This window comes from Streptomyces chrestomyceticus JCM 4735 (assembly GCF_003865135.1).
GTDB classification, from domain to species: Bacteria; Actinomycetota; Actinomycetes; order Streptomycetales; family Streptomycetaceae; genus Streptomyces; species Streptomyces chrestomyceticus.
This window is the reverse complement of sequence record NZ_BHZC01000001.1, coordinates 8,212,095-8,233,865: the sequence shown is the minus strand read 5'-3', so window position 1 is coordinate 8,233,865 and position 21,771 is coordinate 8,212,095. Positions and strand designations below refer to the sequence as shown.

Sequence of the window (21,771 nt, the reverse complement as noted above, 5' to 3'; positions counted from 1 at the left end):
GTGGTGGTCCGGACGGCAGGCGCCCGAAGGGGCCGTCCGGTGAGGAGACCGGCGCCGCCCCGCCACCGTCGACCGGGGCGGCGCCGGTCCCCGCCGTCACACCCCCGGGACGGCCGGGAGACCGAACTGCGCCTCCAGGGTCCGGAAGAGGACCTGCCAGGTCTTGAACTCGATGTTGGTGTGCAGGGCGATCGTCTGTTCGCCGTCGGGGGTGCCGACGACGGCGAAGTGCGAGCCCTGCATGCTGCCGCCCAGGCCGCGGAGCGTGTGGCCGCCGGTCACCGCCGGGTCCAGTTCGAAGACGCCCAGGCCGTACGAGGCGTGCGGCATCCAGTGGGCACCCTCGGTGGAGACCAGGGACCACATCGCGCGGTGCTGGGCCGCCGGCAGCAGGCTGCCGGAGACGAAGGCGTCGCACACCTTGATCATCTCGCTGGTGGTGGAGATGACGTTGCCGGCCGACCAGGCCCAGGAGCTGTTGTACTCGGTGGTGTCCAGGAGCGGCAGGCCGGGCTCCTCGAACATCGACTCCCAGTTCTCGGCGGTGACGTCGGCGGGGTTGACGCCGTCCTTCAGGAACAGGCTCGAATACGCCCTCGGGTGCGGCTCCGGGTAGCCGGTCTCGTCGGCGGGGCGCACATAGGTGTGGGTCAGGCCGAGGGGCTCGGCGATGGTGCGGGCGACCTCCTCCGCGTAGGTGTTGCCGGTGACCTTCTCGATGATCATGCCGGCGAGGTAGAAGCCGCCGTTGGAGTAGGCGAAGGCCGTGCCCGGTTCGTGGATGGGCGGTTGGGACACGGTCAGCGCCAGCAGTTCGTCCACGGTCCAGGAGTCGAAGCGGTGCTCGGCGAACGTGGCGCGGGTCGCGTAGCGCTCCGACAGCTCGGGCGCGAGTCCGGTGATGAACAGACCACTGGTGTTGCTGAGCAGTTGCCTGATGGTGATCTTGTTGCCGTCGTAGCCGTTCACGTCCAGCGCGCCGGGCAGCCACTTCTCGACCGTGTCCTCGATGCTCAGCCGGCCCTCGGCCTCCAGTTGGAGCACCGTGGCGGCCGTGAACGCCTTGCCTGCGCTGCCGACGTGCAGGTGCTCGCCTTCCTGGCGCGGGCGGCGGGACTCGATGTCCGCGACTCCGGCCGACCCGAACCAGGTGCCGTCCGCGTCCCGCACCTCGGCGACGATGCCGGGCACGTCCACCTCGGCCACCAGCCGGTCGAGCACCTGCTGGAGCTTCTCGCGCCGGATGGTCACGGAGTTCGTCATGTCGGTTCCTTCCCCTCGGGCGCCGCGGTCCCCTCCTGGGGTCCGGCTGTCCGCCCGCTGCTCGGTACGGAGAAGACGGTGCCGCCCGGCGATGACAGGGTTCTGACCGTCCGCTGACAGCGCGGCCGGGCCGCTGTCAGGGGCCGTCAGCCGCTGTCGGCCACCGCCCGCAGCCGGTCCAGCGCCTCCTGCCGCGGTGTGGCGGCGCCCAGGCCGTACGCCGTGTCGTACGCCGCGCGGCCGAGGCGCCGCACGAGTTCGGCGGTGAGTTCGCGCAGCTCGGGGTCGCCCTCGTCGAAGGCGCCGCGGATGGCCCGGCTCGTGCCGAGCGCGGTGGCCGCGCCCGCCGCGTCCCCTTCCACCAGCAGCAGCTTGGCCAGTTGCTGCGCCGCCGGTGCGACGTCCCGGTGCGCGAAGGCGGCTTGTACGGCCCTGGGCAGCAGTTCCCGTGCCCGTACGGCGTCGCAGGCCGCCAGGAGGTTCGCCATCCGGGCCGGCACGGCCCAGTCCGCCACCGCCTCCTCGGCCAGGCAGGCCGCACGGCCGACCGCCACCATCCGGTTCAGCAGCCGGTCGGCCTCGGGCAGTTCCCCGGTGCGGCGGTGCAGGTCGGCCCGGCAGGCCAGGGCCCCGATGCGCAGGAGGTCGTCGCCGCGGTCGCGGGCCGCCTGTTCGGCGGTGTCGATGTCGTGCCGCGCGCCCGTCAGGTCGCCGCCGCGCATCCGTTCGGCGGCGAGCCCGAGCCGGTACTGGATCTCGTCCTGGGGTACGAGGGCGAGTCCGCGCCGGTAGGCGGCGACCGCCTGGTCGTGGTCGCCGCGGACGGAGTGCACCTGCGCCGTGCCGGCCAGCGCCATCGCCGTACACCAAGGGTCGCCCGCCGCCTCGAACTCGCGCAGGGCGGCGGCCGTGGCGCTCGCCCGGCCCGCCCAGTCGCCGCGGTCGTGCCGGGTGAAGGCTTCCACGAGGTACGTGCACCCGATGGCCCACCGGTCCCGGCGTCCGCGCACCTCCCGGATCAGCTTTCCCACCGGTTCGTCTAGGCCGTACAGAAAGCCCGCCGGCAGGATCACCAGGAGCAGCATCGGGTAGCGCTCCAGCGCGCCGGTGCGCGCGCACTCCTCGATCAGCGCACGCACCCGCTCGGCGTCGGGGGTCGGGCCGCCCGTGCCGGTCAGGAGGCGGATCGCGGTGAAGGCGGTACGGGCGTCCTCGGGCAGCGCGTCGCCCAGTTCGCACACCCCGGCCACGAGGGCTTCGGCCCGTGCGTCGTGGCGCAGCGTGTTCCAGTACCAGTACAGCGGGCCGAGGAGCCGGGCCGCGGCGTCCGCGTCCCCCGCGTCGACGGCTGTCCGCAGCGCGAACACCAGGTTGTCGTACTCGGCGGTGAACAGCGCGAAGGAGTCCTGCTGTCGGGCGGAGCGCAGCAGCGGCTCGTGTTCCCCGGCCACGTCGGCGAAGTGCCGTACGAGGCGGTCCCGGACCGCTTCCCGCTCGCCCGCCCGGACGAGCCGCTCCGCCGCGTACGCCCGTACGGTCTCCAGCATCCGGTAGCCGTCCCCGGCCCGTTCCACCAGGGACTTGTCGACCAGCGAGCCGAGGACGTAGGGGACGTCCCCGGCCGTCAGCGGCCCGCCCGCACAGACCGCCTCGACGGCCTCGGCCCCGGTCGGCGCCGGGAAGACCGCCATCCGCCGGGCCAGCGCCTGTTCCTGCCCGGTCAGCAGCTCCCAGCTCCACTCGATCACCGCGTGCAGGGTGCGCTGGCGCGGCTGGGCCGCCCGGTTGCCCGTGGACAGCAGCCGGAACCGGTCGTCCAGCCGCCGGGCGACCTGTTCCGCACTCATCGACCGCAGCCGGGCCGCGGCCAGTTCGAGGGCGAGTGGCAGGCCGTCCAGCCTGCGGACCACCTCGGTCACCGCGTCCAGGGCGGACGTGTCGGGGGTGAAGTCGGGACGTACGGCCGTGGCCCGGTCAAGGAAGAGCCGTACGGCGGCCGACGCGGCGGCCTCGTCCGGATCCGCGCCTCGGGGCGGCAGGGGCAGCGGGCCGAGGCGGCAGAGCGATTCGCCCATGACGTTTAGGGGTTCCCTGCTGGTGGCCAGGACGGTCAGGCGCGGGCGCCGTTCGAGGATGCCCTGCGCGAACGCGGCGACGGCGTCGACGGCCTGCTCGCAGTTGTCCAGGACGAGTACGGCCTCGCCGCCGCCAAGCAGTTCGGCCACCTGGTCGAGCGGTTCCGTACGGCTGTCACCGGACGGCCGTGGCGCGTTCGGGGTGCTGAGCGTCCCCAGCACCGCGTCGGCCACCTCGTCGGCCCCGCGCGCTCCGGCCAGCGGGACGAGCCACAGCCGGCCCTGCCGGTGGGCCCGGTGCCGGGATGCCGCCTCCACGGCCAGCCGGGTCTTGCCCACACCGCCGGGTCCGACGACCGTGACCAGCCGGGACGTCTCCAACAGCCCGTCGAGCAGCGCCGTCTCACGGTCCCGGCCGACGAACGAGGTGAGCCGGGCCGGCAGCCGACCAGGGGCAGGACCGGAGCGTACGGCGGGCGGCTCCGCGCCGCCGCGCAGTACGGCGAGGTGGGTTTCCCGCAGTTCGGGCGAGGGGTCGACGCCCAGCTCGTCGGCGAGCCTGCCGCGGACGTCCTCGAACACGGCCAGCGCGTCGGACTGCCGGCCTGCGGCGTGCAGGGCGCGCATGCGCAGCGCGGCGAGCCGTTCCCGTAGCGGATGGTCCGCCCAAGCCGCCTCCAGGTCGGCCAGGATCTCGGCGTGGCGGCCGAGCCGCAGCTCGGCCTCGCAGCGGTTCTCGAACGCCGTGTTCCGCAGTTCCTCCAGCCGGTCCCCGGCCGGACCGGCGAACGGAGCCTCCCGTACGTCGGCCAGCGCGGGCCCCCGCCACAGCGCAAGCGCTTCGCCGAGCAGCGAGGCCGCCTCCTCGGGTTCGCCCGCGGCGAGTTCGCGTCCGCCGCGGGCCGCCAGCGCTTCGAAGCGGGCGGCGTCCACGTGCTCTTCCGGTACCGCGAGGCGGTAGCCGGCTCCCGACGATTCCAGCAGCTCGCCGTCGGGGAGGGCTTTGCGCAGCCGGTAGACCAGCGCGTGCAGCGAGTTGAGCGCGTCGGCGGGAGGCCGCGTGCCCCACAGGCCGTCGATGAGCGCGGCGGGTGTCACCAGGTCGCCCGCCGCCAGGGCCAGTCGGCTGAGCAGCATGCGTGGTCTGGCGCCCCCGATGCCGACCGGTGTCCCGTCGCCGTCGAAGACCCGTACCGGCCCGAGCACCGCTATCCGCATTCCCACCGGCCCAGTATCCCGGACCGGTGGGTGCGCGGTACGGCGGGGAGCGCCGCCGACGCGGCGGCCGGTGTGCCGTTCCCGGCGTCCGCCGGGCCGGATTTCCGACGCCACGGCCCTTTGGGGAAACGTTCCCGCACAGCTCCCGCTCTCCGGATTCGCGCGTAACCACTGTTCACCCGGCGGCCTTTCGGCAATGCTGGTCCGGCCGTGTCTTTTCCGGCAGCGAGCCGACTCGGGGAAGCGTGTTCTACAAACGCGAAGTGATCAATGTCCAGGTCAGCCGACGGATCTTGTGGGTCGGTGCCGCGGCCTACCCGCTGCACAACATCGCCTGCGTGACCACCACCGAGCTGAAGCCCAGACTCTGGCTTATCCTCAAGCGCGTCGGGCCCTGGGGATTCGCGGTGTGCGCCGTGTTCATGGGAATGGTGCTGTACAGCACCGGCGGGAGCGTCGCCCTCGTCACGCTCGTCGGACCGCCCGTGCTCGCCGGAGTGGCCGTGCTGGTCATCTCCCTTCTCGTACGGCTGACCATGGCAGTGACCCGGAGCACGCTGCACCGGCTCAACATCGAGACGGCGGGCGCGCCGTACGCCGTACTGACGAGTCCCGACAAGAATCTGGTGGCGCAGATATCACACTCCATCATGGACGCGATCGACAATCCGCAGGCGGAGTTCCAATTCCAGGTGGAGAACTTCCACGTCGGCGACAGCATCAAGCAGTTCGGCAACCAGAACACGGGCAAGGTGACCCGATGAGCGAAACATCGCCGCACTTCGGCGACCGGATATTCCAGGTCGGCGACGGCAATGCGGGCAAGGTGCAGGGGCCGGTGACGTACGGCAATGTCGTGGGGTCGCAACTGGCCTGGGGCGACGGCGCGGAGAACACCGCCCGGAAGGACGGCCGGAAGGTCGCCCCGGAATTCGCGGCCCTGGTCGAAGCCGTCGCCGACACCCTGCGCCTGCTGCCTTCGCTGGCCGTCCCGGAAGAGGCTCTGGACGACGCCGCGGCCATCGAGGCGGCCATCCTCGACGAGGCGAGCCGGGACCAGCCGGACCGCGGCGCCGTACGGCGCGCGGTGGCGGCGCTCAAGGGCATCCTGGCGCCGGTCGCCGTCGGCGCGGTCACGGCCGGGGCCGCCGCAGGTGCTGACGAGACGGCGCGAGTGCTGATCGAGCGCCTCGGTGGTGCGTTCTGACCGGAGGACGTCCAGGATCCAGCGCGCGGCGCGGACGACATCACAGCGGTGGCCCGCACGCCATCGGCCATGGCGCGCGGGCCACCGGGACCAGCCGGAACTGTCAGAGCCAGACATCCGGCTCCCAGTAACTGGCGGGCTTGTCCCAGAAGATGCGTCGGATAGCAGCGATCATGTCATTCACCTCCCTTCGTCAGCGCGGGCTGAACGGGGGCCTTGAGGTCGCGGCGCAGGGTGAAGGGGCGGGGCAGGACGGAGCCGGACACCAGGGGCCGGGCATCGCCGCCGCTGACGGTCAGGCGGGCGTCCTGGCCCAGGGCGGCGACCGCCTCGGTGGTCAGGCTGTGGGCGACGGCCGCTCCGGCGCAGGTGAAAGGGCCCGCGCTGAAGGGGAGGTAGGGGCCTTGCCCATCTGGTTCGTCCCAGCGTTCGGGCCGGAAGGCCTCGGGCCGGTCCCAGCGGTGCGGGTCGTGGTGCAGCAGGTAGGGGCTGACCGACAGGATCGTGCCCGCCGCGAAGGGCAGGCCGCCGAATTCGAGGGCGTGGGGGACGGGCCGGCCGACCATCCAGACGAACGGGCGGTGGCGTGCGGCCTCCCGCACCAGCCCTTCGGCGGGCCATGGCCACGGCGGGCCGGGCGGGTGGTGAAGACAGGCCAGCAGCAGCGACCACGCCACCGCGTAGCCGATGTTGCCGACGATCGACTGGAACAGCAGCACGTACAGGTTCGCCACGGTCCGGTCGGTCAGTTCCTCGGGGCCGGCTCCGATCACGGCGTCCAGGACGTCCTGCGGCTCGCCCGCCGCGGGGCCCTGCGCCCGGCGGTCGTGGACATGCTCGATGATCGCGGCCAGCAGCTTGGGGCGGAGCAGTTCCGCCCGCGCCCGTTGACGCATGGACGGCTGGCGGGCGGTGAGGCCGGCCGTCACGGCTTGTTCCAACTGTCGCCGCAGCGCCGACGGGGCGCCGGGATGCAGCAGCACGTCCGCCGTGCACCGGTGGACCAGCAGCGGCCCCGCTCCCGGCCACTGGCTGACCGGGCCCAGCCCGGCCGCCGCCTCGGCCATCCGCTGACGGTAAGCGGGCAGGTGCGCCCGCATCAGGTCCCGGACGGCCCGGCCGAGGGCGATCTGGGCGGTTCGCGAAGGCAGCATATTCCCGAAGAAGGTGGACCTGCCGCTGTGGAAGAGCGGGTCGCGCAGCACGGTGAGCGCCAGCTCGGTGTCCCGCACGCACCAGGCGCCCCAGGGGAGCCGGAACACCGCTGCCGGGGCCCGGCGTGCGCAGTCTTCGATGTATTGCAGCGGATCACGCCGGAACCGGCGCATTTCTCTCACGCTCACCGCACGCCCTTCCGAGGGCCGTCACCGGGGCACCCAAGTCGCCACCGTGCCCAGTGTTTTCCCGGCGACAATCGCCCCCAATGCCACGGGGGCGCCAGTCCACCCGTAAAGGTGAACACACCGGACACCGGTCCTCGCCGCCCGCCGACGCACGTCGGCCCGCACGATCCGGGCGAACTGGCGACGGCGCTCGCGAACTTGCTGTGAGCCAGTCCCCTGTCCCCGACCCGCACTGAACCACCGAGGGCGCCTGATGCCCGCGCAGGGCCAGTTCCCGTACGACTCCCGCCCAGTACGCGGACGAGCCGCTGTCGCCGTGGACCAGCACGAACGTCGGTGAACCGGCGTCTGCGGCATGCCTCCCAGTACGCGGGGCGCCTGCACACGCGGGGCAGGTCGGCCGGCCCCGCTCACCCTACGTTCGCGTGCCCGCACCCGCTTCCGGAGTCCACCTCACGGTGCGGGGCGTCTGCCCGTACGGCAGTTCCTCAGCCGCCGCACACCCCGTCGCAGTTCTGCTGCCACAGCCACCCGCAGCCCGAAGCCTGCGGGGTGCAGGGCACGGAGTTGCCGCAGGAACTGCAGCCACTGGCGCCCTTGTGGCAGTCGCAGTTCATCAGCAGGCGGGGGTTCCCGGAGGCGGCCGGTGCGGGCGACTCGGCCGGGCCGAGCACTCCGAGCGCGGCGAACGACACGTCGGGGCCCAGGACCGCCGCCGACTCCTCCCGCAGCCGGTCGACGTCCGCCGCAGACCAGGCGCCGGTCCCGGCGAAGACGGCCGGTATCGCCGCGGCGACCTTCTCCAGCATCGCCGCCCGCGGCCCGGACAGCTCGGGGTGCGCCGCCCGGTAGCGCTGTACGTGCTCCAGCCACAGGCCGGCCTTCGCGCGGTCCGGGATACGGGCGTACACGGCCCTGCGCTGCGGCATCGGCAGCGCGGTCACCTCGCGGTAGCCGGTGGGGAGCCGTTTCAGCCCAGCGGCCCACTCCTCGGCGGCGGCCGCCGTCATCCGGCGCCCGGGTGAGGCCATGGCCGGAGCGGCCAGCCCGCCGGAGACCAGGAACGCGCCCAGGGCCAGGCCCGGCACGGCCTTGAGCAGTCTGCGCCGGTCGCCGTGCACGAGCACGTCGGTCCGGTTCAGGGCCCGCACCACCCGCAGGGAGCCGGCCGGCCCCAGCAGACGGCACAGCCGTACCGACAGCGCCGGGCCCGTCCACGCCCGTACCCGGCCCCCCTGCACGGCCAGCAGCGTGGGGACGAACGGCGGGTCGTCGCCCAGCGCCTGCCGCCGCAGGCCGCGTACGCGTTCGTCTCCGAGTCCCGCCATCGTCAGCCGGTCGTCCACCACGCTGCCGATCTCCCCGGCCGCCTCACGGCACACGCCACAGCCCGCGTCGAACGCCAATAACCACTCCGTCATGGCCACTCCCCTGCTCGCACCGGCACTGCCGCCCCATGCATACCCGGCTTCCCCGCACACCAGCCCTGGCAGCACGCACCAGGTTCAGGCCCAGGGGTCACGCCCGCGGCGCGGTGTCGCGAGGCGTCAGGAGCATGTGGATGTCGTCGCGCGCCCACAGCACGAAGCGTTCGACCGGTGTCACCCGGTGCCCCGGCGCGGGCCGGAAGCGGAAGCGTTTGAGCAGGACGGCCAGGACCAGTTCGGCCTCGACCATGGCGAGCTGGGCGCCCTCGCAGCTTCGCGGCCCGATGCCGAACGGGATGTAGGCCAGCCTCGGCCGCCCGGCCACCTCCTGCGGGGTGAACCGCTCGGGGACGAACTTCTCGGGCTCGGGCCAGTGGTCGGGGTTCATGTGCACGGCCCAGAACGGGTAGAACACCGTCGTCCCGGCCGGGAGTTCGTAGTCGCCCAGGACGAGCGGCCCGGCCGTCTCCCGCGCGCCGTACGGGCCGGGCGGGTAGAGCCGCATCGCTTCCTTCAGGACCATGTCCAGGTAGCTGAGGTGCCGCAGGTCGGCGTACTCGGGCACGGCACGGTCACCGAGTACGCGGTCCAGTTCGGCGGCGACCCGCTCGGCCGCCTCGGGGTGACGGCCCAGGAGGTACAGGGTCCAGGAGACGGCGACTCCGGTGGTGTGGTGGGCGGCCAGCAGCGTCATCATGACGGTGTCGCGGATGCGCGCGGGCCGCTCACCGGCCTCGACCAGTGCCCCGACGAGATCGCTGCGGTCCGCACGGCCCCCGGAGTGGTGCGCCGCGACCACCCGGTCGACCGTCGCGCGCAGGTAGGCGAGGGCCCGGGCCGCCCGCTCGGCGCGTTCCTCCTTTGTGCCCGGTACCGGCACCTGGTAGAGCCGCCCCAAATACTCGGTGAGCACCTCCTCGAAGGCCGTGACGACGCCCTCCGGGTCCGCGGCCTCGCCCTCCAGCGCGTAAGCACAGATCATCCGGAGCGACAGCTCGGTGAGGCCCTTCTGCAGCGCTACGGGCCCGTGGCCCGCCTGCTCGCCCCAGTGGTCGGCGAGTCCGGCCGCCAGCGCGGTGAACCGCTCGAAGTGCCGCTCGTGGGACGGGCGTCCGGCCAGCACCGACAGCAGGACACGCCGCCAGGGGGTGTGCTCCTCGGCCGGCATCACCTGCAAGTTGCCCGCCTCGCACAGCGGGGCCAGGAACGCGAACAGCCGCTCCGGCCGTTTGTCGATGTGGGCCGTGGCCTCCAGCAGTACGGGGTCGGCGACCGACACGGCCGTCTCCGCGCCCGGCAGTTGGAACCGTACGACGGGCCCGTACTCCGCGTGCAGTCGCAACTGGTAGGTGTGCAGTCCGCCCGCCGCGGCGACCGCCCCCGCCCCGCCGTCCGGCCGGGGCTCGGGTCCAGGGATCCGCATGGCCAACGCCTCCTGACTGACAGCCCGGCCCCGCCGTGCGGAGTGGCCCGCACGGCGGGAGTGAGCTTCCATCATCGTCCGTCACCGGCGGCCGGGGGCCTTCCGGCTCGCCTCGTCCGCGTAGATCTGCTGGTAACTGTCCTGGCCGAAACCGGCGTCGCCCGAGTCCTTGATCTGACGCTCCTCTAGCGTGCCGGGCGGGCCGGCCGATGGTGAGGGGAAGGAGTCCGATCACGGGCCACATCGGCCCCAGGGCTCCCGTGCGGCTCTCCAGCTGAGGGCCCGGAGGCTCAAATCGGCCACCGGGTCCAGCGGGTGGATCTGTTGCGGGACCGTGAGGAGACGTACTGACATGACATGTTTGAGGCGGGGCACGGGCGGTGTGCTGCACCGCAGGATCGCTGGTGACAGGCTCCCGCGGGCCGCGCGCCCGTACTGCACACTTCCCGCGCCTGTCAGCGGCACCAATCGAGACAACCACACAGACCTCTCTGTTGCGGTGGCGGGAACGCCTCTACGCTGATGTGCGCAGTCGGTTCGCGCCACTCTCCGTGGGGCGTCGTAAGAGGGAACCCGGTGGAAATCCGGGACTGTCCCGCAGCGGTGAGTGGGAGCGAAAGCCGCCGATGGAGCACCGGACCCGGTCGAAGGGTGCGGGAAGCGGTGGCCGGTAGCTGTTGCCGGAAGGCCCGGCCGACATGCCCATGAGTCCGGATACCTGCCACTGCGCGCGTACGGGCGAGGACCGGCGTACGCGCTGTCCACGGTGACCTCGAGGGCTGGGTCGGCGGTGCAGGCGGAGCAACGCGCGTCCCGGCGCGGCCGCCCTCTCACTCACCGGCCGAAATCCTCGGGCCGGGTGCGGCGAGAGAGGGCGTGTTCGTGAGCGAGGAATACCGCAGGGAATGTCTCCGGGGCGGCCGACGGCCGGGCCCGGCACGGCCGTTGTACGGTGCCCGATGCTGACCACCCCCGACGGCGCCCCGGCACGGTGGGTCTCCGGCGTCTGCCAGGGGACGCTGGGCGAGCTGTTCCAGGGCCCGCTGCGCCCCGGCGGTGACGCGGACATCGCGATCGTCTCGTTCCCCGTGGACCGGCACTCCTGGGTGTACTTCTCGCCGGACGCCGTCCCCGGCGACGAACCGCACGCCGCAACGCCCGACGCACCGCCCCTCGGCGCGAAGGCGGCCACGGCCGCGCGGCTCTTCCTGGAGCACTTCGGCCGGACGCTGCCGCCGGGCCGCTGGAGTTCCCACTCGGACCTGCACGTCGGGGTGGGCATGGCCAGTTCGACGGCGGACATCGTGGCGACCCTGCGCTGCCTGTTCCGGCTCTTCTCGCTGCCGTACGACACCGGGGCCGTCCTCCGCGTCCTGTCGGCGATAGAGCGCGCCGACAGCGTGTTCCTCGACGAGTTCGCGCTCTACCTGAGCGGACGGCACCGGGTCGTACGGCGGCTGGGCACCGGCATCGGCTTCCACACCGCGTTCGTCATGGAGCCGGGCACGGTGGACACCGCCGCGGTGACACCGGTGCTGCGGCGGCACTACCGGCGCTGCGCCACGGAGTACGAACGGTGCCTGACCGACCTCCTGAAGGGCTTCGCCTCCGGCGACCCGGCAGCCGTGGCCCGGGCCGCGACCTTCAGCAGCGCGCTGTCCCAGGAGGTGCTGCCCAAGCACACCTTCGAGACCGTCCTGGCCCACCGCGAGGAGTTCGGGGCGGACGGCGTCTTCGTCGCCCACACCGGATCGCTCGTCGGTTACCTCTTCAGCGGCCGGCCGGCGCCGTCCCTGAAGGGCGAGCTGTCCGCCTTCTTCCGTTCGCTCGGTCACCAGTGCTCTTTCGCCCAAGGAGGCTACGCGTGACACCTTCCGACACAGTCGGCACCCATCCCCACATAGCCGACGCCCTCAAGAGACCCGACCTCGTCCAACTGACGGACGGCATGGTGCTGCTGCGGTTCGAGTCGATGAAGATCTACTCCGCGCTGGCGGCCGTCCGGCGGCTGCTCGACCGGGGCACCGTCCGTACCGGGCAGACCCTGATAGACAGCTCCAGCGGCATCTACGCCTACGCCCTGGCGCTGGCCTGCCACCGCTACCGCCTGCGCTGCCACATCGTGGCCTCGACCACCGTGGACGCCACCACCCTCGCCCAACTGGAGATCCTCGGCGCGACGGTCGAGCAGGTCAGACCGTCGAAGAACCTCAAGCTCGACCAGGAGCTGCGGGTCCGGCGGGTCCGGGAGATCCTCGCCGAACGGCCCGACGTCCACTGGATGCGGCAGTACCACGACGACATCCACTACCTGGGCTACCAGGAGGTCGCCGACCTGGTGACCAGGGCCCTGCCGGGCCGCACCCCGACGGTCGTCGGCGGCGTCGGGTCGGGAGCCTCGACCGGCGGCCTGGTGCGGCATCTGCGCCGCCGCGATCCCGGTGTCCGGCTGGTCGGGGTGCAGCCGTTCGGCAGCGTCACCTTCGGGAGCCAGGACCACCACGACCCGGAAGCCATCATCGCCGGCATCGGTTCCTCGATCCCCTTCGACAACGTCCGCCACCAGTTGTACGACGCGGTCCACTGGATGGACTTCACCCACGCCATGTCCGGCGCCGTCGCCCTGCTGCGCGAGCACGCCGTCTTCGCCGGGCTGTCCACCGGCGCCGCCTACCTGACCGCCACCTACGAGTCCCGCCGCCACCCCGACCGGCTCCACCTGGTGATCGGTGCCGACACCGGCCACCGCTACGTGGAACGGGTCTACGCCCGCCACCGGGAGGCCGTGGACCTGGCCGCACTGAAGCCGGCCGAGGTCGGCAGCCCCGAGGAGATGTCCATGCCCTGGTCGACGATGGCGTGGAACCGCGCCCCCTGGCCGTCCCGCCGTGCGGAGGCGCGCGCATGACCGTGGTCTGCCTGGAAGCGCTCACCTTCGGGCTGGGCCACCTGACGCGCGCCGCCGCCCAGTTGGGCGAGCCGCTGCGGCTGCTGACCCGCGACCCCGCGTACTACGCGTACGAGCTGGAGCGGCTGCCCGCGGGCGCCCTCGACGTGGTGGAGACCGACACCTTCGACACGGAACTGGTGGCGGAACAACTCGGCCGGATCCCGGACCTGCGGGGGCTGATCAGCTCGACCGACACCTGGATGCTGGTCGGCGCCGAACTCACCGCCCGCTTCGGGCTGCCCGGCCTCGACGCGGCGGTACTGCGGCTGGCCCGGGACAAGGCCGCCGTACGGGACCGGCTGTTCGAGGCCGGGCTGACCCGGGCCCGCGCGGCGGAGGCGGACAGCGGCGACCCGGCGACGGCGGCGCTGCTGGTGAAGGCGGTGGGCCTGCCCGCGATCCTCAAGGACACCGCGGGCACCGGAAGCCAGAACGTCTGGCTGGTACGGGACGAGCGGGAGCTGGACGCGGCGCTGGCCGAGGCCGCCGGACGGCAGCTCAAGGGCCGTCTGTTCGCCGAACCGTACTTCTCCGGACCGGTGTACAGCGCGGAGACCCTCACCTGGGCTGGGCGGACCCGGCTGCTGGGCGTCTCCAGCCGGCTGATGTCGCCCGAGCCGCACTTCCGGGAGGAGATCACCGCGTTCCCCGTCGCCTTCCCGCAGCCGCGCCGGGACGCCCTGGAGCGGTGGCTGGACGACGTGCTGGCCGCCGTCGGCTACACCGACCGGTTCGCCCACGTGGAGTTCGCCCTGACCACCGACGGCCCGGAAGTGGTGGAGATCAACCCGCGGATCGGCGGCGCGCTCGTCGGTGAAGGGCTGTGCCGGGCTCTCGGCGTGAACGTGTACGAGGCGATGGTGGAAGCGGCCCTCGGCAGCCGACCCGGACTCATGGACGCGGAGCTGCCCGGCGGCCCCGCCTCGGCCTTCGTCCTCGGGTACCCGGCGGAACCAGGGGTGTTCACGGGCGTCGACGGACTCGACCGGCTGCCGGACATGCCGGGCTCCCCCACCTGGTACCCGGTCAAGCGGACCGGCGACCCCGTCGAGCACCTGGGCGACAGCCGCGGTTACGCGGGCATCGTCTACGCGGAGGGCGAGACGGCCGAACTGGCCACGCACTGCGCGGTCGCGGCGGCCAATGCCGTACGGGTGCGGACGGAGCCGTTCCGTGCGGCGGGGGCGGCGGACGGGGCAGGCGTGACGGACGCGGCCGCTACAACGGGCGCGACCGGTACGGCGGCTGCGGCGACGGCGAGCCAGGCGGGCCAGGGTTCCGGTGACTGAACGCACGGACGGCGGCCCGAAGTTCCGCACCGCGCTGTCCAGCCTCACCGGGCCGCTGCGCTTCCTGCTGCTCAGCTCCTTCCTCATCCCGCTCGGCAGTTTCATGGTCCTGCCGTTCATGTCGGTCTTCCTTCACGAGCGGCTGGGCATGGGGCTCGGGGCGGTCGGTGTGGTGCTGGCCGCCGCGTCCCTCGTGCAGTTCTCGGGAGGGGTGCTCGGCGGGGCGCTCGCCGACCGGGTGGGGCTGCGGCGCACGATGCTGTGGGCGCTGGTGATCCGTACGGCGGGCTTCGCGGCGTTCCTGGCGGCGCTGCGGTGGCCGCCGGTGGCGGTGGCGGCGCTGATCCTGACCTGCTGCGGCGCCGCGCTGTACCTGCCGGCCAACAAGGCGTACCTGGTGCACGGTGTGGCCGAGGAGCGTCGTCCCGCGTTCCTGTCCGCGGGCAACGCGGCGCTCAACGCGGGGATGGCCGTGGGCCCGCTCGTCGCGGGCCCGTTCGTACTGTCGTCTCCTGCCCCGCTGTTCCTCGTCGTGACGGCGCTGTTCGCCGTGGTGGCCGTGGGGCATGCGCGGCTGCCGGCGGTGGGGCCGGAGAAGGAACGGTCCGGCAGCGCGCCGGCGGCCGGCCAGGGCCTGCTCACCGGTATCGCCGTCCTCCCCTTCGTCGCCAACGGCCTGGCGTTCTACCTCTACTTCCACTTCCAGCACTACCTCGCCGTGTACGCCGTCGAGCGCGCCTCCAGCGAGTTCTACAGCCTGGTGCTGCTGACCTGCTTCCTCCTGGTCATCGTCGTCCAGCCGCTCGCGTCGGGCGCCATCCGGCGGATGCGCTATCCCGTCGCCCTGGCGGTCGGGTTCGCGGGACTGGCCGCCGGGATGGCGGTCCTGGCGGCCGGTACGCGAACCGCCCTGCTGGCGGGCGGTGTCCTCATCACGCTCGGCGACATCGTGCTCTTCCTCAAGAACGACCTGGAGGCCCTGCGCCGCAGCCCCCGCTCGGACGCCGTGGTTTTCGGACAGCAGCGGCTCGCCGCGGGTCTGGGCGCCTGCGCCAGCGGCGTGCTGGGCGGACAGCTCTACGGCTTCGGCGAACGCGCCGGGCACGCCGGCTGGTTCTGGCTGTTCGCCGCGGCCCAGTGCGTCCTGCTGCCGCCGCTCCTGCTCGCCCTGCGGCGCGGGCAGGGCACCGCTCCCGCCGCCCCTGACGACCTCACCCCCGCCACCCCCCTCACGGACCTCATGGAAGGAACACCGGTACCCGATGACGCACACGGGCGGATTCCAGGACGATGACTTCTGGACCGAGTTCTACGACTTCCTCTTCTCCGACAGCCGCTACACCCAGGCCGAGGAGCTGCTCGACACCTCTCCCCTGCTGTCCTTCCCGGCCGGGGCCCGGGTGCTGGACCTGTGCTGCGGTCCAGGGGTGTTCACCGTTCCGCTCGCCCGCCGGGGCTTCGGTGTGACGGGGGTCGACCGCAGCCCGGCGATGCTGGACCGGGCCAGGAAGCGGGCCGCCGACGCCGGAGTCACCGCCCGCTACGTCCAGGCCGACATGCGGGAGTTCTCCGAGCCCGGGGCCTTCGACGTGGTCCTCAACATGTTCACCTCGTTCGGCTATTTCGAGGACCCCGCCGACAACGCCCGGGTGCTGCGCACGATGCACGACTGCCTGGCACCCGGCGGGACCCTGCTGCTGGACATGGCCGGAAAGGAACTGCTGGCCCGTAGGGTCACACCGCCGAAGGTCGTACAGCGCGGCGACGACCTGCTGGTGCAGACCGACACGGTGCTGGACGACTGGGCACGGCTGCGCAGCGACTGGGTGCTCGTACGGGGCGACCGGGTGACGCGGACGAGCCTGGTCTGGTTCGTCTACAGCGCCGTGGAGTTGCGGCGGATGGCCGGGGAGGCGGGCTTCCAGGAGATCGAGGTCTTCGGGGGCTTCGACGGCCGCCCGTACGACCAGGACGCCGAGCGGCTGGTGCTCCGGGCGGTCCGCGCGGCGTGACCGGGGCGCCGGGCCGCACGGCGGGGCCCGGCGCCCGTACACCGCGGACGGCGCGCGGAACCGTACGCGCGCCCTTTGCCCACGGTCCGGCCGACCGTAATATCACCTGGTCATCACCGCGACGGGAGACAGGAAGCCGGTGCGAGTCCGGCGCGGTCCCGCCACTGTGACCGGGGAGTGACCTTTCATCAGGCAGTTCGGGCCACCGCGCGCGGCGCGGGGCGGCCGGGGGAACGTCGATCCGGGAGTCAGAACACTGGCCTGTCGCGGGCCCGTTCCGAGGAGCGCGGACTCCGCAGGAGGCTTTACGTGTACGACGGCACGACCCGTCCCCCTTTTCTCCCCCCGCCGCCCGGCGGCGCCGGTTCCGGCGCGCCGCGGCACCGGCGGTGGCCCTGGCCCTGTCCGCCGTACTGCTGGGCGGCTGCGGCACGGCGCGGGACACCGCGGGTGACGCGGAGCCCGCGGCCACCGCGGCGAAAGGCTTCCCGGTCACCATCGACAACTGCGGCATCCGCACCACCTACCGGAAGCCGCCCTCCCGGGTGCTCACCATCCACCAGCACCCCGCCGAGCTGATGCTGGCGCTGGGCCTCAAGGACCGGATGATCGGCACCGCCTTCCCCGACTCGGCCGTCCTGCCGCACCTGCGCAAGGACTACGAGGCGCTGCCCCAACTGGCGAAGAAGGAACCGTCCTTCGAGACCGTGCTGGAAGCCGGCCCGGACCTCGTCTACGGCGGGTACGCCAGCGCGTTCGCCGAGAACGAGGGCCGCTCGCGCAAGGCGTTCGCCGACGCCGGGATCAACACCTACCTCAACCGCGAGTACTGCGGGAAGAAGCAGGTGTCCATGCAGGACACGTACGACGAGGTCCGCACGGTCGGCAGCATCTTCGGCGTACGGGACCGGGCCGCCGAGCTGGCCGCCGGCCTCAAGGCGCGGGTGGACCGGACCACCGAGGCGGTCAAGGGCGCCCCCGCCGTACCGGTCTTCGTGTACGACAGCGGCGACAAGGCGGCCTTCACCGCCGGCGGCAAGAGTCTCGGCACCGAGATCATCCAGCGCGCGGGCGGCCGGAACGTGTTCGCGGACCTGGACAAGGTCTTCGGAGACGCGTCCTGGGAGCAGGTCGTCGAGCGGAAGCCCGAGGTCATCGCGATCTACGACTACGCGGGGGCCGGGAGCGTCGAGCAGAAGAAGCAGTTCCTGCTGTCGCAGCCCGCGCTCGCCGACGTGCCCGCGGTGAAGAACAAACGGTTCGTCGTACTGCCGCTGACCGCGACCCTGGTGGGGGTGCGGCCGCCGTACGCGGTGGAGGAGCTGGCCCGCGCCCTGCACCCCGAGCGGTTCCGGTGACCGCCGCCGCCGGGACGGCGGCCGTCCCCGAGCACCGGCCCGGGACGCCGCCGCGCCGCCGGTCCTTCGCCGTCACCCTCGTCGTGCTGGGCGTGCTGCTGCTGGTCTCCGCCACGGCGGGGATGGCGATCGGGTCGGTGCACGTGCCGCCCGGTGAGGTGTGGGGCATCGTGACCCACGCGCTGGGCGCCGACCTGCCGGACCCGGGGTGGTCCCGGGCGCGCGAGACCATCGTGCTGGACGTACGGGCGCCGCGGGTGGCGCTCGGCGCGGTGACCGGCGCGGGGCTCGCGGTGATCGGTACGGCCATGCAGGCACTGGTCCGCAACCCGCTGGCGGAGCCGTATCTGCTGGGCGTCTCCTCGGGTGCGTCCCTGGGCGCCGTCCTGGTGATCGTCTTCGGGGTGACCCTGTTCGGTCCGGTGTCGCTGTCGGCCGCCGCCTTCGCCGGCGCGCTGCTGACGCTGCTGCTCGTCTACACGACGGCCCGTACCGGCGGGCGCATCACCTCCGTACGGCTGGTGCTGTCGGGAGTGGCGATGGCGGCGGTCCTCACGGCGGTGATGGACATCCTGCTGCTGACCTCCGACCGGGGCAACGAGGCCCGGGCGGTGCTCGCCTGGACCCTCGGGGGCCTCGGCGGGGTGCAGTGGAGCACGCTGTGGCTGCCGGGCCTGGCGCTGCTGCTGGGCATCGCCGTCCTGCTGGTCCAGGCCCGGTCGCTGAACCTGCTGCTGGCGGGTGAGGAGGCCGCCACGACGATGGGGCTGGACGTGGCCCGGTTCCGGGCCCGGATGTTCGTCCTGCTCTCGCTCGTCACCGGCGTCCTGGTCGCCGCGGCCGGGCCGATCGGCTTCGTGGGCCTGATGCTGCCGCACGTGGTGCGCCTGTTCGTGGGCGGTGACCACCGCCGGGTGCTGCCCGCCGCCGCACTGGCCGGCGCGGTGTTCCTGATCTGGGCCGACATCGCGGCGCGTACCGTCGCCGCGCCCATGGAGATCCCGTCGGGGTGCTGACCGCGCTGTGCGGCGGACCGTTCTTCCTGTGGCTGATGCGCCGGGACGCCCGCCGTACCGTGCACCGAGGAGTGGCATGAGCGCGACCGAACTGACCGTCGACGGTCTCACCCTCACCGCCGGGGCGCACCGCCTGGTGCGCGACGTCTCCCTGACCGCCCGGCCCGGTGAGGTGGTCGGCCTGGTCGGGCCCAACGGCAGCGGCAAGTCCAGCCTGCTGCGCGCCGTCTACCGGGTGCTGCGGCCCGACGCGGGACAGGTCCGGGTGGACGGCACGGACGCCTGGTCGCTGCCGGTACGGCGGCTGGCCCGTACGGTGGCCGCCGTGGTGCAGGAGTCGGCCGCCGACTTCGACCTGACCGTGCGCGAGGTCGTCGCGATGGGGCGCACTCCGCACAAACGGCTGCTCGACGGCGACAGCGCCGAGGACGCCTCGCTGGTGGCGTGGGCCCTGGAGTCGGTGGACGCGGCCGGGCTGGCGGACCGGTCCTTCGACCGGCTCTCCGGCGGCGAGCGCCAGCGGGTACTCATCGCCCGCGCGCTGGCCCAGCGGCCCGCCCTGCTGGTCCTCGACGAGCCGACCAACCACCTGGACGTCAAGCACCAGTTGACGGTGCTCGGCATCCTGCGCAGGCTGCCGACCACAGTTCTGGTGGCGCTGCACGACCTCAACCTCGCCGCGTACTACTGCGACCGCCTGTACGTCCTGTGCAAGGGGCAGGTCACGGCGTCAGGGCCGCCCGCCGAGGTGCTGACCGAGGAGCTGCTGGCCGAGGTGTACGGCGTGACGGCCGAGGTCACCGTCAGCCCGCGTACGGGGGCGCCGCAGGTGTCGTTCCTGCCTGGGGAGCGTGACCGGCCGGCTGTCGCGGTGCCGGGTCAGTCAGGTTTTTGAGGGGCGGGGCGGTGTCGCTCCGGTTGCTGGTGGGGGCCGGGGCGGTCACAGGTCACTCAGGTTCTTGAGGGGCTGGACCAGTCGCAGGTCACTCGGGTTCCTGACCGGCCGGGGCGGTCGCGGGCGGTTCGTCCGGCCGGGGCCGCCCGCCGTCGTGGCCGGAGAGAACCACGGCCAGCAGTCCGACGATCACGGCGGCGGCAGCGGCCCGGCCCGCGGCCCGGGCCGTCCAGCGCAGCGGCGCGGCCTCCCCCTGCCGTCCGGGCGCCCCCAGGCGCTCGGCCCGCCGCGCGGGACGCAGCAGCCGGAGCAGGAGGAGCACCGCGACGGGCAGTTGCAGCAGCCACAGGACGGTACGCGGCCACTCGTCGTACCAGACGTTGGTCCCGTACAGCAGCGTGTGCCAGACACTCAGCACGTACACGACGATGACGAAACGGTGCAGCCGGCGCCAGGCGTTCGCGCCGATACGGTGCCGTACGTAGAAGAGCAGCCCCAGCGGGACGGCGAGATACAGGGCGCCCTGGCCGATGGGGATGGCCAGCTTGCCGGTCCCCGAGTCGTACCAGCCCGGCACGAACGTGTCGGCGAACGCCGACCACAGGCGCGCCAGCCAGGCCGTCCCGCCCGCGTCGCGCACCAGTTCGGCGCCGAACATCAGGGCGTGCGCGAACATCAGCGCCATCGTCGTCAGGCTCGTGGTGCGGTGCCAGCGCTCCAGCACGGCCCGGGAGACCGGCAGCCGGCCGGGCCGGGGGCCGGACAGCAGCAGCCCGAGCATGACCGTCCCCCACGACCAGAGCAGCCCCGACCAGCCGAACGCCTGGCTGAGCAGGTACATCCAGTAGGTGCCGGGGTCGTTCATGAAGGGCATGACCGCGACGGTCGCGGACGCGCCGGACCGCATGCGCAGGTACAGGAAGACGAACACCGCGACGGTGACCACCACCGCGGCACCGGCGTCGGGAAGGGCCGCCTTGAGGTCGGCGCGCAGCGGGACCCGGCCGGCGGGGTGTCTGTCCCGGACCGGCGCCGGCGACGGTGCCGGCGTACTGCCGTGGCCTGTTGTTTCGGAGTGCATCAGGGGCCCTTCGGACAGCGGTCACCAACGCGTTGTACGTACCGTACAAGTGTGGCTGGAGAGGCGGGCGTTGTTGAGGAGCTATCCGGCCAGAGCAGGCGTCATCCGGCCGTCGCTGCCGCCCTTGCCATACGCAGGCCGGGCCGCTTCCCCTGTGGATGGACGGGGAAGCGGCCCGGCTGTCCTCAGGCGTCGTGCGCCGCGCTCACTGCTTGCGGGCCTGGTTGAAGCGCAGCATGTTGCCGGACGGGTCGCGGAAGGCGCAGTCGCGGACGCCGTACGGCTGGTCGACCGGCTCCTGGAGCACCTCGCCGCCCGCGGCGCGGATGCGCTCGAAGGTGGCGTCGCAGTCGTCGGTCGTGAAGATGACGGCCCGCAGCAGGCCCTTGGCCAGGAGTTCCGTCAGGGCCTCGCGGTCGGCGGGCGAGGCGTTCGGGTCCGCGAGGGGCGGTTCGAGAACGATGTTCACGTCGGGCTGCGACGGGGCGCCGACGGTCACCCAGCGCATCCCCTCGAAGCTGACGTCGTTGCGTACTTCCAGGCCGAGCACGTCCCGGTAGAAGGCGAGCGCCTTGTCGTGGTCGTCGACGGCGATGAAGCAGGTGGAAAGGCTGATATCCATGCGGACAACGCTACGGGCGGGGAGCGGGCCGCGCTTCTCCATTCCTGACCGGTCGCGTGTAGATCTTGGCGTAGCAGGCGGGGATGGCGGCGCCCTCGTCGTGGCTGCGGGCCCGGTACGCGCTCGGGCTCTCGCCCACCAGCTCGGTGAACCGCGAGCTGAACGACCCCAGCGAGGTACAGCCGACCTCGAAGCAGACCTCCGTCACCGACAGGTCGCCCCGCCGCAGCAGCGCCTTGGCCCGCTCGATGCGGCGCGTCATCAGGTAGCTGTACGGCGTCTCTCCGAAGGCGGCGCGGAAGCTGCGGGAGAAGTGGCCCGCCGACATGAGCGCGGTGCGGGCCAGCGCGGGGACGTCGAGCGGCTTCGCGTACTCGCGGTCCATCAGGTCACGGGCCCGGCGGAGCCGGACGAGATCCTCCAAGGTCACGGGGCCATCATCCCATGGTGGGGGGTGGGCAGCAGGGCCGATGTCCTCGGGAGCGCCGAGGTAGGCAGAAGAGACATAACACCTGAACACATGTACACTTGTCGAACGAAGCCCCGCGGTTCCCCCGTCCGCGGGGCTTCGTCGCGTTCACAGGTCATATGG

The 21,771-nt window shown here is 72.7% G+C and carries 17 protein-coding genes, 1 pseudogene and 2 riboswitches; of the genes and pseudogenes, 10 read left to right on the top strand and 8 right to left on the bottom strand.

Going from position 1 to position 21,771, the window contains the following annotated elements:
• Positions 1-96 precede the first annotated feature (96 nt).
• Positions 97-1,263 carry a serine hydrolase domain-containing protein gene (locus tag EJG53_RS36040; protein WP_125048416.1) on the bottom strand — a complete coding sequence of 389 codons (1,167 nt, stop codon included), beginning with the start codon at positions 1,261-1,263 and terminating at the stop codon, positions 97-99.
• 146 nt (positions 1,264-1,409) lie between these two features.
• Positions 1,410-4,556, bottom strand: coding sequence for a BTAD domain-containing putative transcriptional regulator (locus EJG53_RS36035; protein ID WP_125049819.1), 3,147 nt, complete (start codon positions 4,554-4,556; stop codon positions 1,410-1,412).
• Between the two features lie 263 nt (positions 4,557-4,819).
• Here EJG53_RS36035 and EJG53_RS36030 point away from each other — a divergent pair, with 263 nt between their 5' ends.
• Positions 4,820-5,320 (top strand): DUF6232 family protein, encoded by a 501-nt coding sequence (locus EJG53_RS36030; protein ID WP_125048415.1) that lies wholly within the window; start codon positions 4,820-4,822, stop codon positions 5,318-5,320.
• Positions 5,317-5,763: a hypothetical protein gene (locus tag EJG53_RS36025; protein WP_125048414.1), complete on the top strand. Its 447-nt coding sequence runs from the start codon at positions 5,317-5,319 to the stop codon at positions 5,761-5,763. The genes EJG53_RS36030 and EJG53_RS36025 overlap by 4 nt, the downstream gene beginning before the upstream one ends.
• Positions 5,764-5,939: 176 nt before the next feature.
• Here EJG53_RS36025 and EJG53_RS36020 read toward each other — a convergent pair whose 3' ends face one another.
• The 3 genes from EJG53_RS36020 to EJG53_RS36010 form a co-directional block, all read right to left on the bottom strand.
• Entirely contained in the window at positions 5,940-7,106 is a 1,167-nt protein-coding gene (locus tag EJG53_RS36020; protein ID WP_244955479.1) for a cytochrome P450, read from the bottom strand.
• Between the two features lie 488 nt (positions 7,107-7,594).
• Positions 7,595-8,527, bottom strand: coding sequence for a bacteriocin fulvocin C-related protein (locus EJG53_RS36015; RefSeq protein ID WP_125048413.1), 933 nt, complete (start codon positions 8,525-8,527; stop codon positions 7,595-7,597).
• A 97-nt stretch (positions 8,528-8,624) separates the two neighbouring features.
• The gene (locus tag EJG53_RS36010) at positions 8,625-9,956 is read right to left on the bottom strand and encodes a cytochrome P450 (protein WP_125048412.1); all 1,332 of its coding nucleotides are present in this window, start codon (positions 9,954-9,956) and stop codon (positions 8,625-8,627) included.
• 515 nt (positions 9,957-10,471) lie between these two features.
• Positions 10,472-10,696, top strand: a riboswitch (cobalamin riboswitch).
• A 219-nt stretch (positions 10,697-10,915) separates the two neighbouring features.
• On the opposite strand from EJG53_RS36010, the gene EJG53_RS36005 reads away from it, so the two are divergent.
• The 8 genes and pseudogenes from EJG53_RS36005 to EJG53_RS35970 all read left to right on the top strand — a co-directional run bounded on the left by EJG53_RS36005 (position 10,916) and on the right by EJG53_RS35970 (position 19,476).
• Positions 10,916-11,824 (top strand): GHMP family kinase ATP-binding protein, encoded by a 909-nt coding sequence (locus EJG53_RS36005; protein WP_125048411.1) that lies wholly within the window; start codon positions 10,916-10,918, stop codon positions 11,822-11,824.
• A complete protein-coding gene (locus tag EJG53_RS36000) occupies positions 11,821-12,864 on the top strand; it encodes a cysteine synthase family protein (protein ID WP_244955478.1) in 1,044 nt (347 codons plus the stop codon). Before EJG53_RS36005 ends, EJG53_RS36000 begins: the two co-directional genes overlap by 4 nt.
• Positions 12,861-14,195: an ATP-grasp domain-containing protein gene (locus EJG53_RS35995; protein WP_125048410.1), complete on the top strand. Its 1,335-nt coding sequence runs from the start codon at positions 12,861-12,863 to the stop codon at positions 14,193-14,195. Before EJG53_RS36000 ends, EJG53_RS35995 begins: the two co-directional genes overlap by 4 nt.
• The gene (locus EJG53_RS35990; RefSeq protein ID WP_125048409.1) at positions 14,188-15,489 is read left to right on the top strand and encodes an MFS transporter; all 1,302 of its coding nucleotides are present in this window, start codon (positions 14,188-14,190) and stop codon (positions 15,487-15,489) included. The genes EJG53_RS35995 and EJG53_RS35990 overlap by 8 nt, the downstream gene beginning before the upstream one ends.
• On the top strand, positions 15,458-16,207 hold the full coding sequence (locus tag EJG53_RS35985; protein WP_125048408.1) for a class I SAM-dependent methyltransferase: 750 nt from the start codon (positions 15,458-15,460) through the stop codon (positions 16,205-16,207). The genes EJG53_RS35990 and EJG53_RS35985 overlap by 32 nt, the downstream gene beginning before the upstream one ends.
• A 95-nt stretch (positions 16,208-16,302) precedes the next feature.
• A riboswitch (cobalamin riboswitch) is annotated at positions 16,303-16,486 on the top strand.
• A gap of 110 nt (positions 16,487-16,596) precedes the next feature.
• Positions 16,597-17,565: an ABC transporter substrate-binding protein gene (locus EJG53_RS35980; RefSeq protein WP_125048407.1), complete on the top strand. Its 969-nt coding sequence runs from the start codon at positions 16,597-16,599 to the stop codon at positions 17,563-17,565.
• Positions 17,562-18,661, top strand: a pseudogene (locus EJG53_RS35975) (FecCD family ABC transporter permease). The gene EJG53_RS35980 and the pseudogene EJG53_RS35975 overlap by 4 nt, the downstream one beginning before the upstream one ends.
• Complete coding sequence (locus tag EJG53_RS35970) at positions 18,658-19,476, top strand: ABC transporter ATP-binding protein (protein ID WP_125048406.1); 819 nt, start codon at positions 18,658-18,660, stop codon at positions 19,474-19,476. Before EJG53_RS35975 ends, EJG53_RS35970 begins: the two are co-directional and overlap by 4 nt.
• 88 nt (positions 19,477-19,564) lie before the next feature.
• On the opposite strand, the gene EJG53_RS35965 is transcribed toward EJG53_RS35970, so the two are convergent.
• From EJG53_RS35965 to EJG53_RS35955, 3 genes are all read right to left on the bottom strand, one after another.
• Positions 19,565-20,557 carry a ferric reductase-like transmembrane domain-containing protein gene (locus EJG53_RS35965; RefSeq protein ID WP_125048405.1) on the bottom strand — a complete coding sequence of 331 codons (993 nt, stop codon included), beginning with the start codon at positions 20,555-20,557 and terminating at the stop codon, positions 19,565-19,567.
• Between the two features lie 205 nt (positions 20,558-20,762).
• Positions 20,763-21,179 carry a VOC family protein gene (locus EJG53_RS35960; RefSeq protein WP_031005272.1) on the bottom strand — a complete coding sequence of 139 codons (417 nt, stop codon included), beginning with the start codon at positions 21,177-21,179 and terminating at the stop codon, positions 20,763-20,765.
• A 10-nt stretch (positions 21,180-21,189) separates the two neighbouring features.
• Positions 21,190-21,609, bottom strand: a complete 420-nt coding sequence (locus tag EJG53_RS35955) for a helix-turn-helix domain-containing protein (protein ID WP_125048403.1) — start codon at positions 21,607-21,609, stop codon at positions 21,190-21,192.
• Between the last annotated feature and the right edge of the window lie 162 nt (positions 21,610-21,771).

Bases quoted from the DNA above. Each gene is read 5' to 3' on its own strand.
- EJG53_RS36040 (WP_125048416.1), bottom strand. From the start codon at position 1,263: ATGACGAACTCCGTGACCATCCGGCGCGAGAAGCTCCAGCAGGTGCTC.
- EJG53_RS36035 (WP_125049819.1), bottom strand. From the start codon at position 4,556: ATGCGGATAGCGGTGCTCGGGCCGGTACGGGTCTTCGACGGCGACGGG.
- EJG53_RS36025 (WP_125048414.1), top strand. From the start codon at position 5,317: ATGAGCGAAACATCGCCGCACTTCGGCGACCGGATATTCCAGGTCGGC.
- EJG53_RS36015 (WP_125048413.1), bottom strand. From the start codon at position 8,527: ATGACGGAGTGGTTATTGGCGTTCGACGCGGGCTGTGGCGTGTGCCGT.
- EJG53_RS36010 (WP_125048412.1), bottom strand. From the start codon at position 9,956: ATGCGGATCCCTGGACCCGAGCCCCGGCCGGACGGCGGGGCGGGGGCG.
- EJG53_RS36005 (WP_125048411.1), top strand. From the start codon at position 10,916: ATGCTGACCACCCCCGACGGCGCCCCGGCACGGTGGGTCTCCGGCGTC.
- EJG53_RS35995 (WP_125048410.1), top strand. From the start codon at position 12,861: ATGACCGTGGTCTGCCTGGAAGCGCTCACCTTCGGGCTGGGCCACCTG.
- EJG53_RS35985 (WP_125048408.1), top strand. From the start codon at position 15,458: ATGACGCACACGGGCGGATTCCAGGACGATGACTTCTGGACCGAGTTC.
- EJG53_RS35970 (WP_125048406.1), top strand. From the start codon at position 18,658: ATGAGCGCGACCGAACTGACCGTCGACGGTCTCACCCTCACCGCCGGG.
- EJG53_RS35965 (WP_125048405.1), bottom strand. From the start codon at position 20,557: ATGCACTCCGAAACAACAGGCCACGGCAGTACGCCGGCACCGTCGCCG.
- EJG53_RS35960 (WP_031005272.1), bottom strand. From the start codon at position 21,179: ATGGATATCAGCCTTTCCACCTGCTTCATCGCCGTCGACGACCACGAC.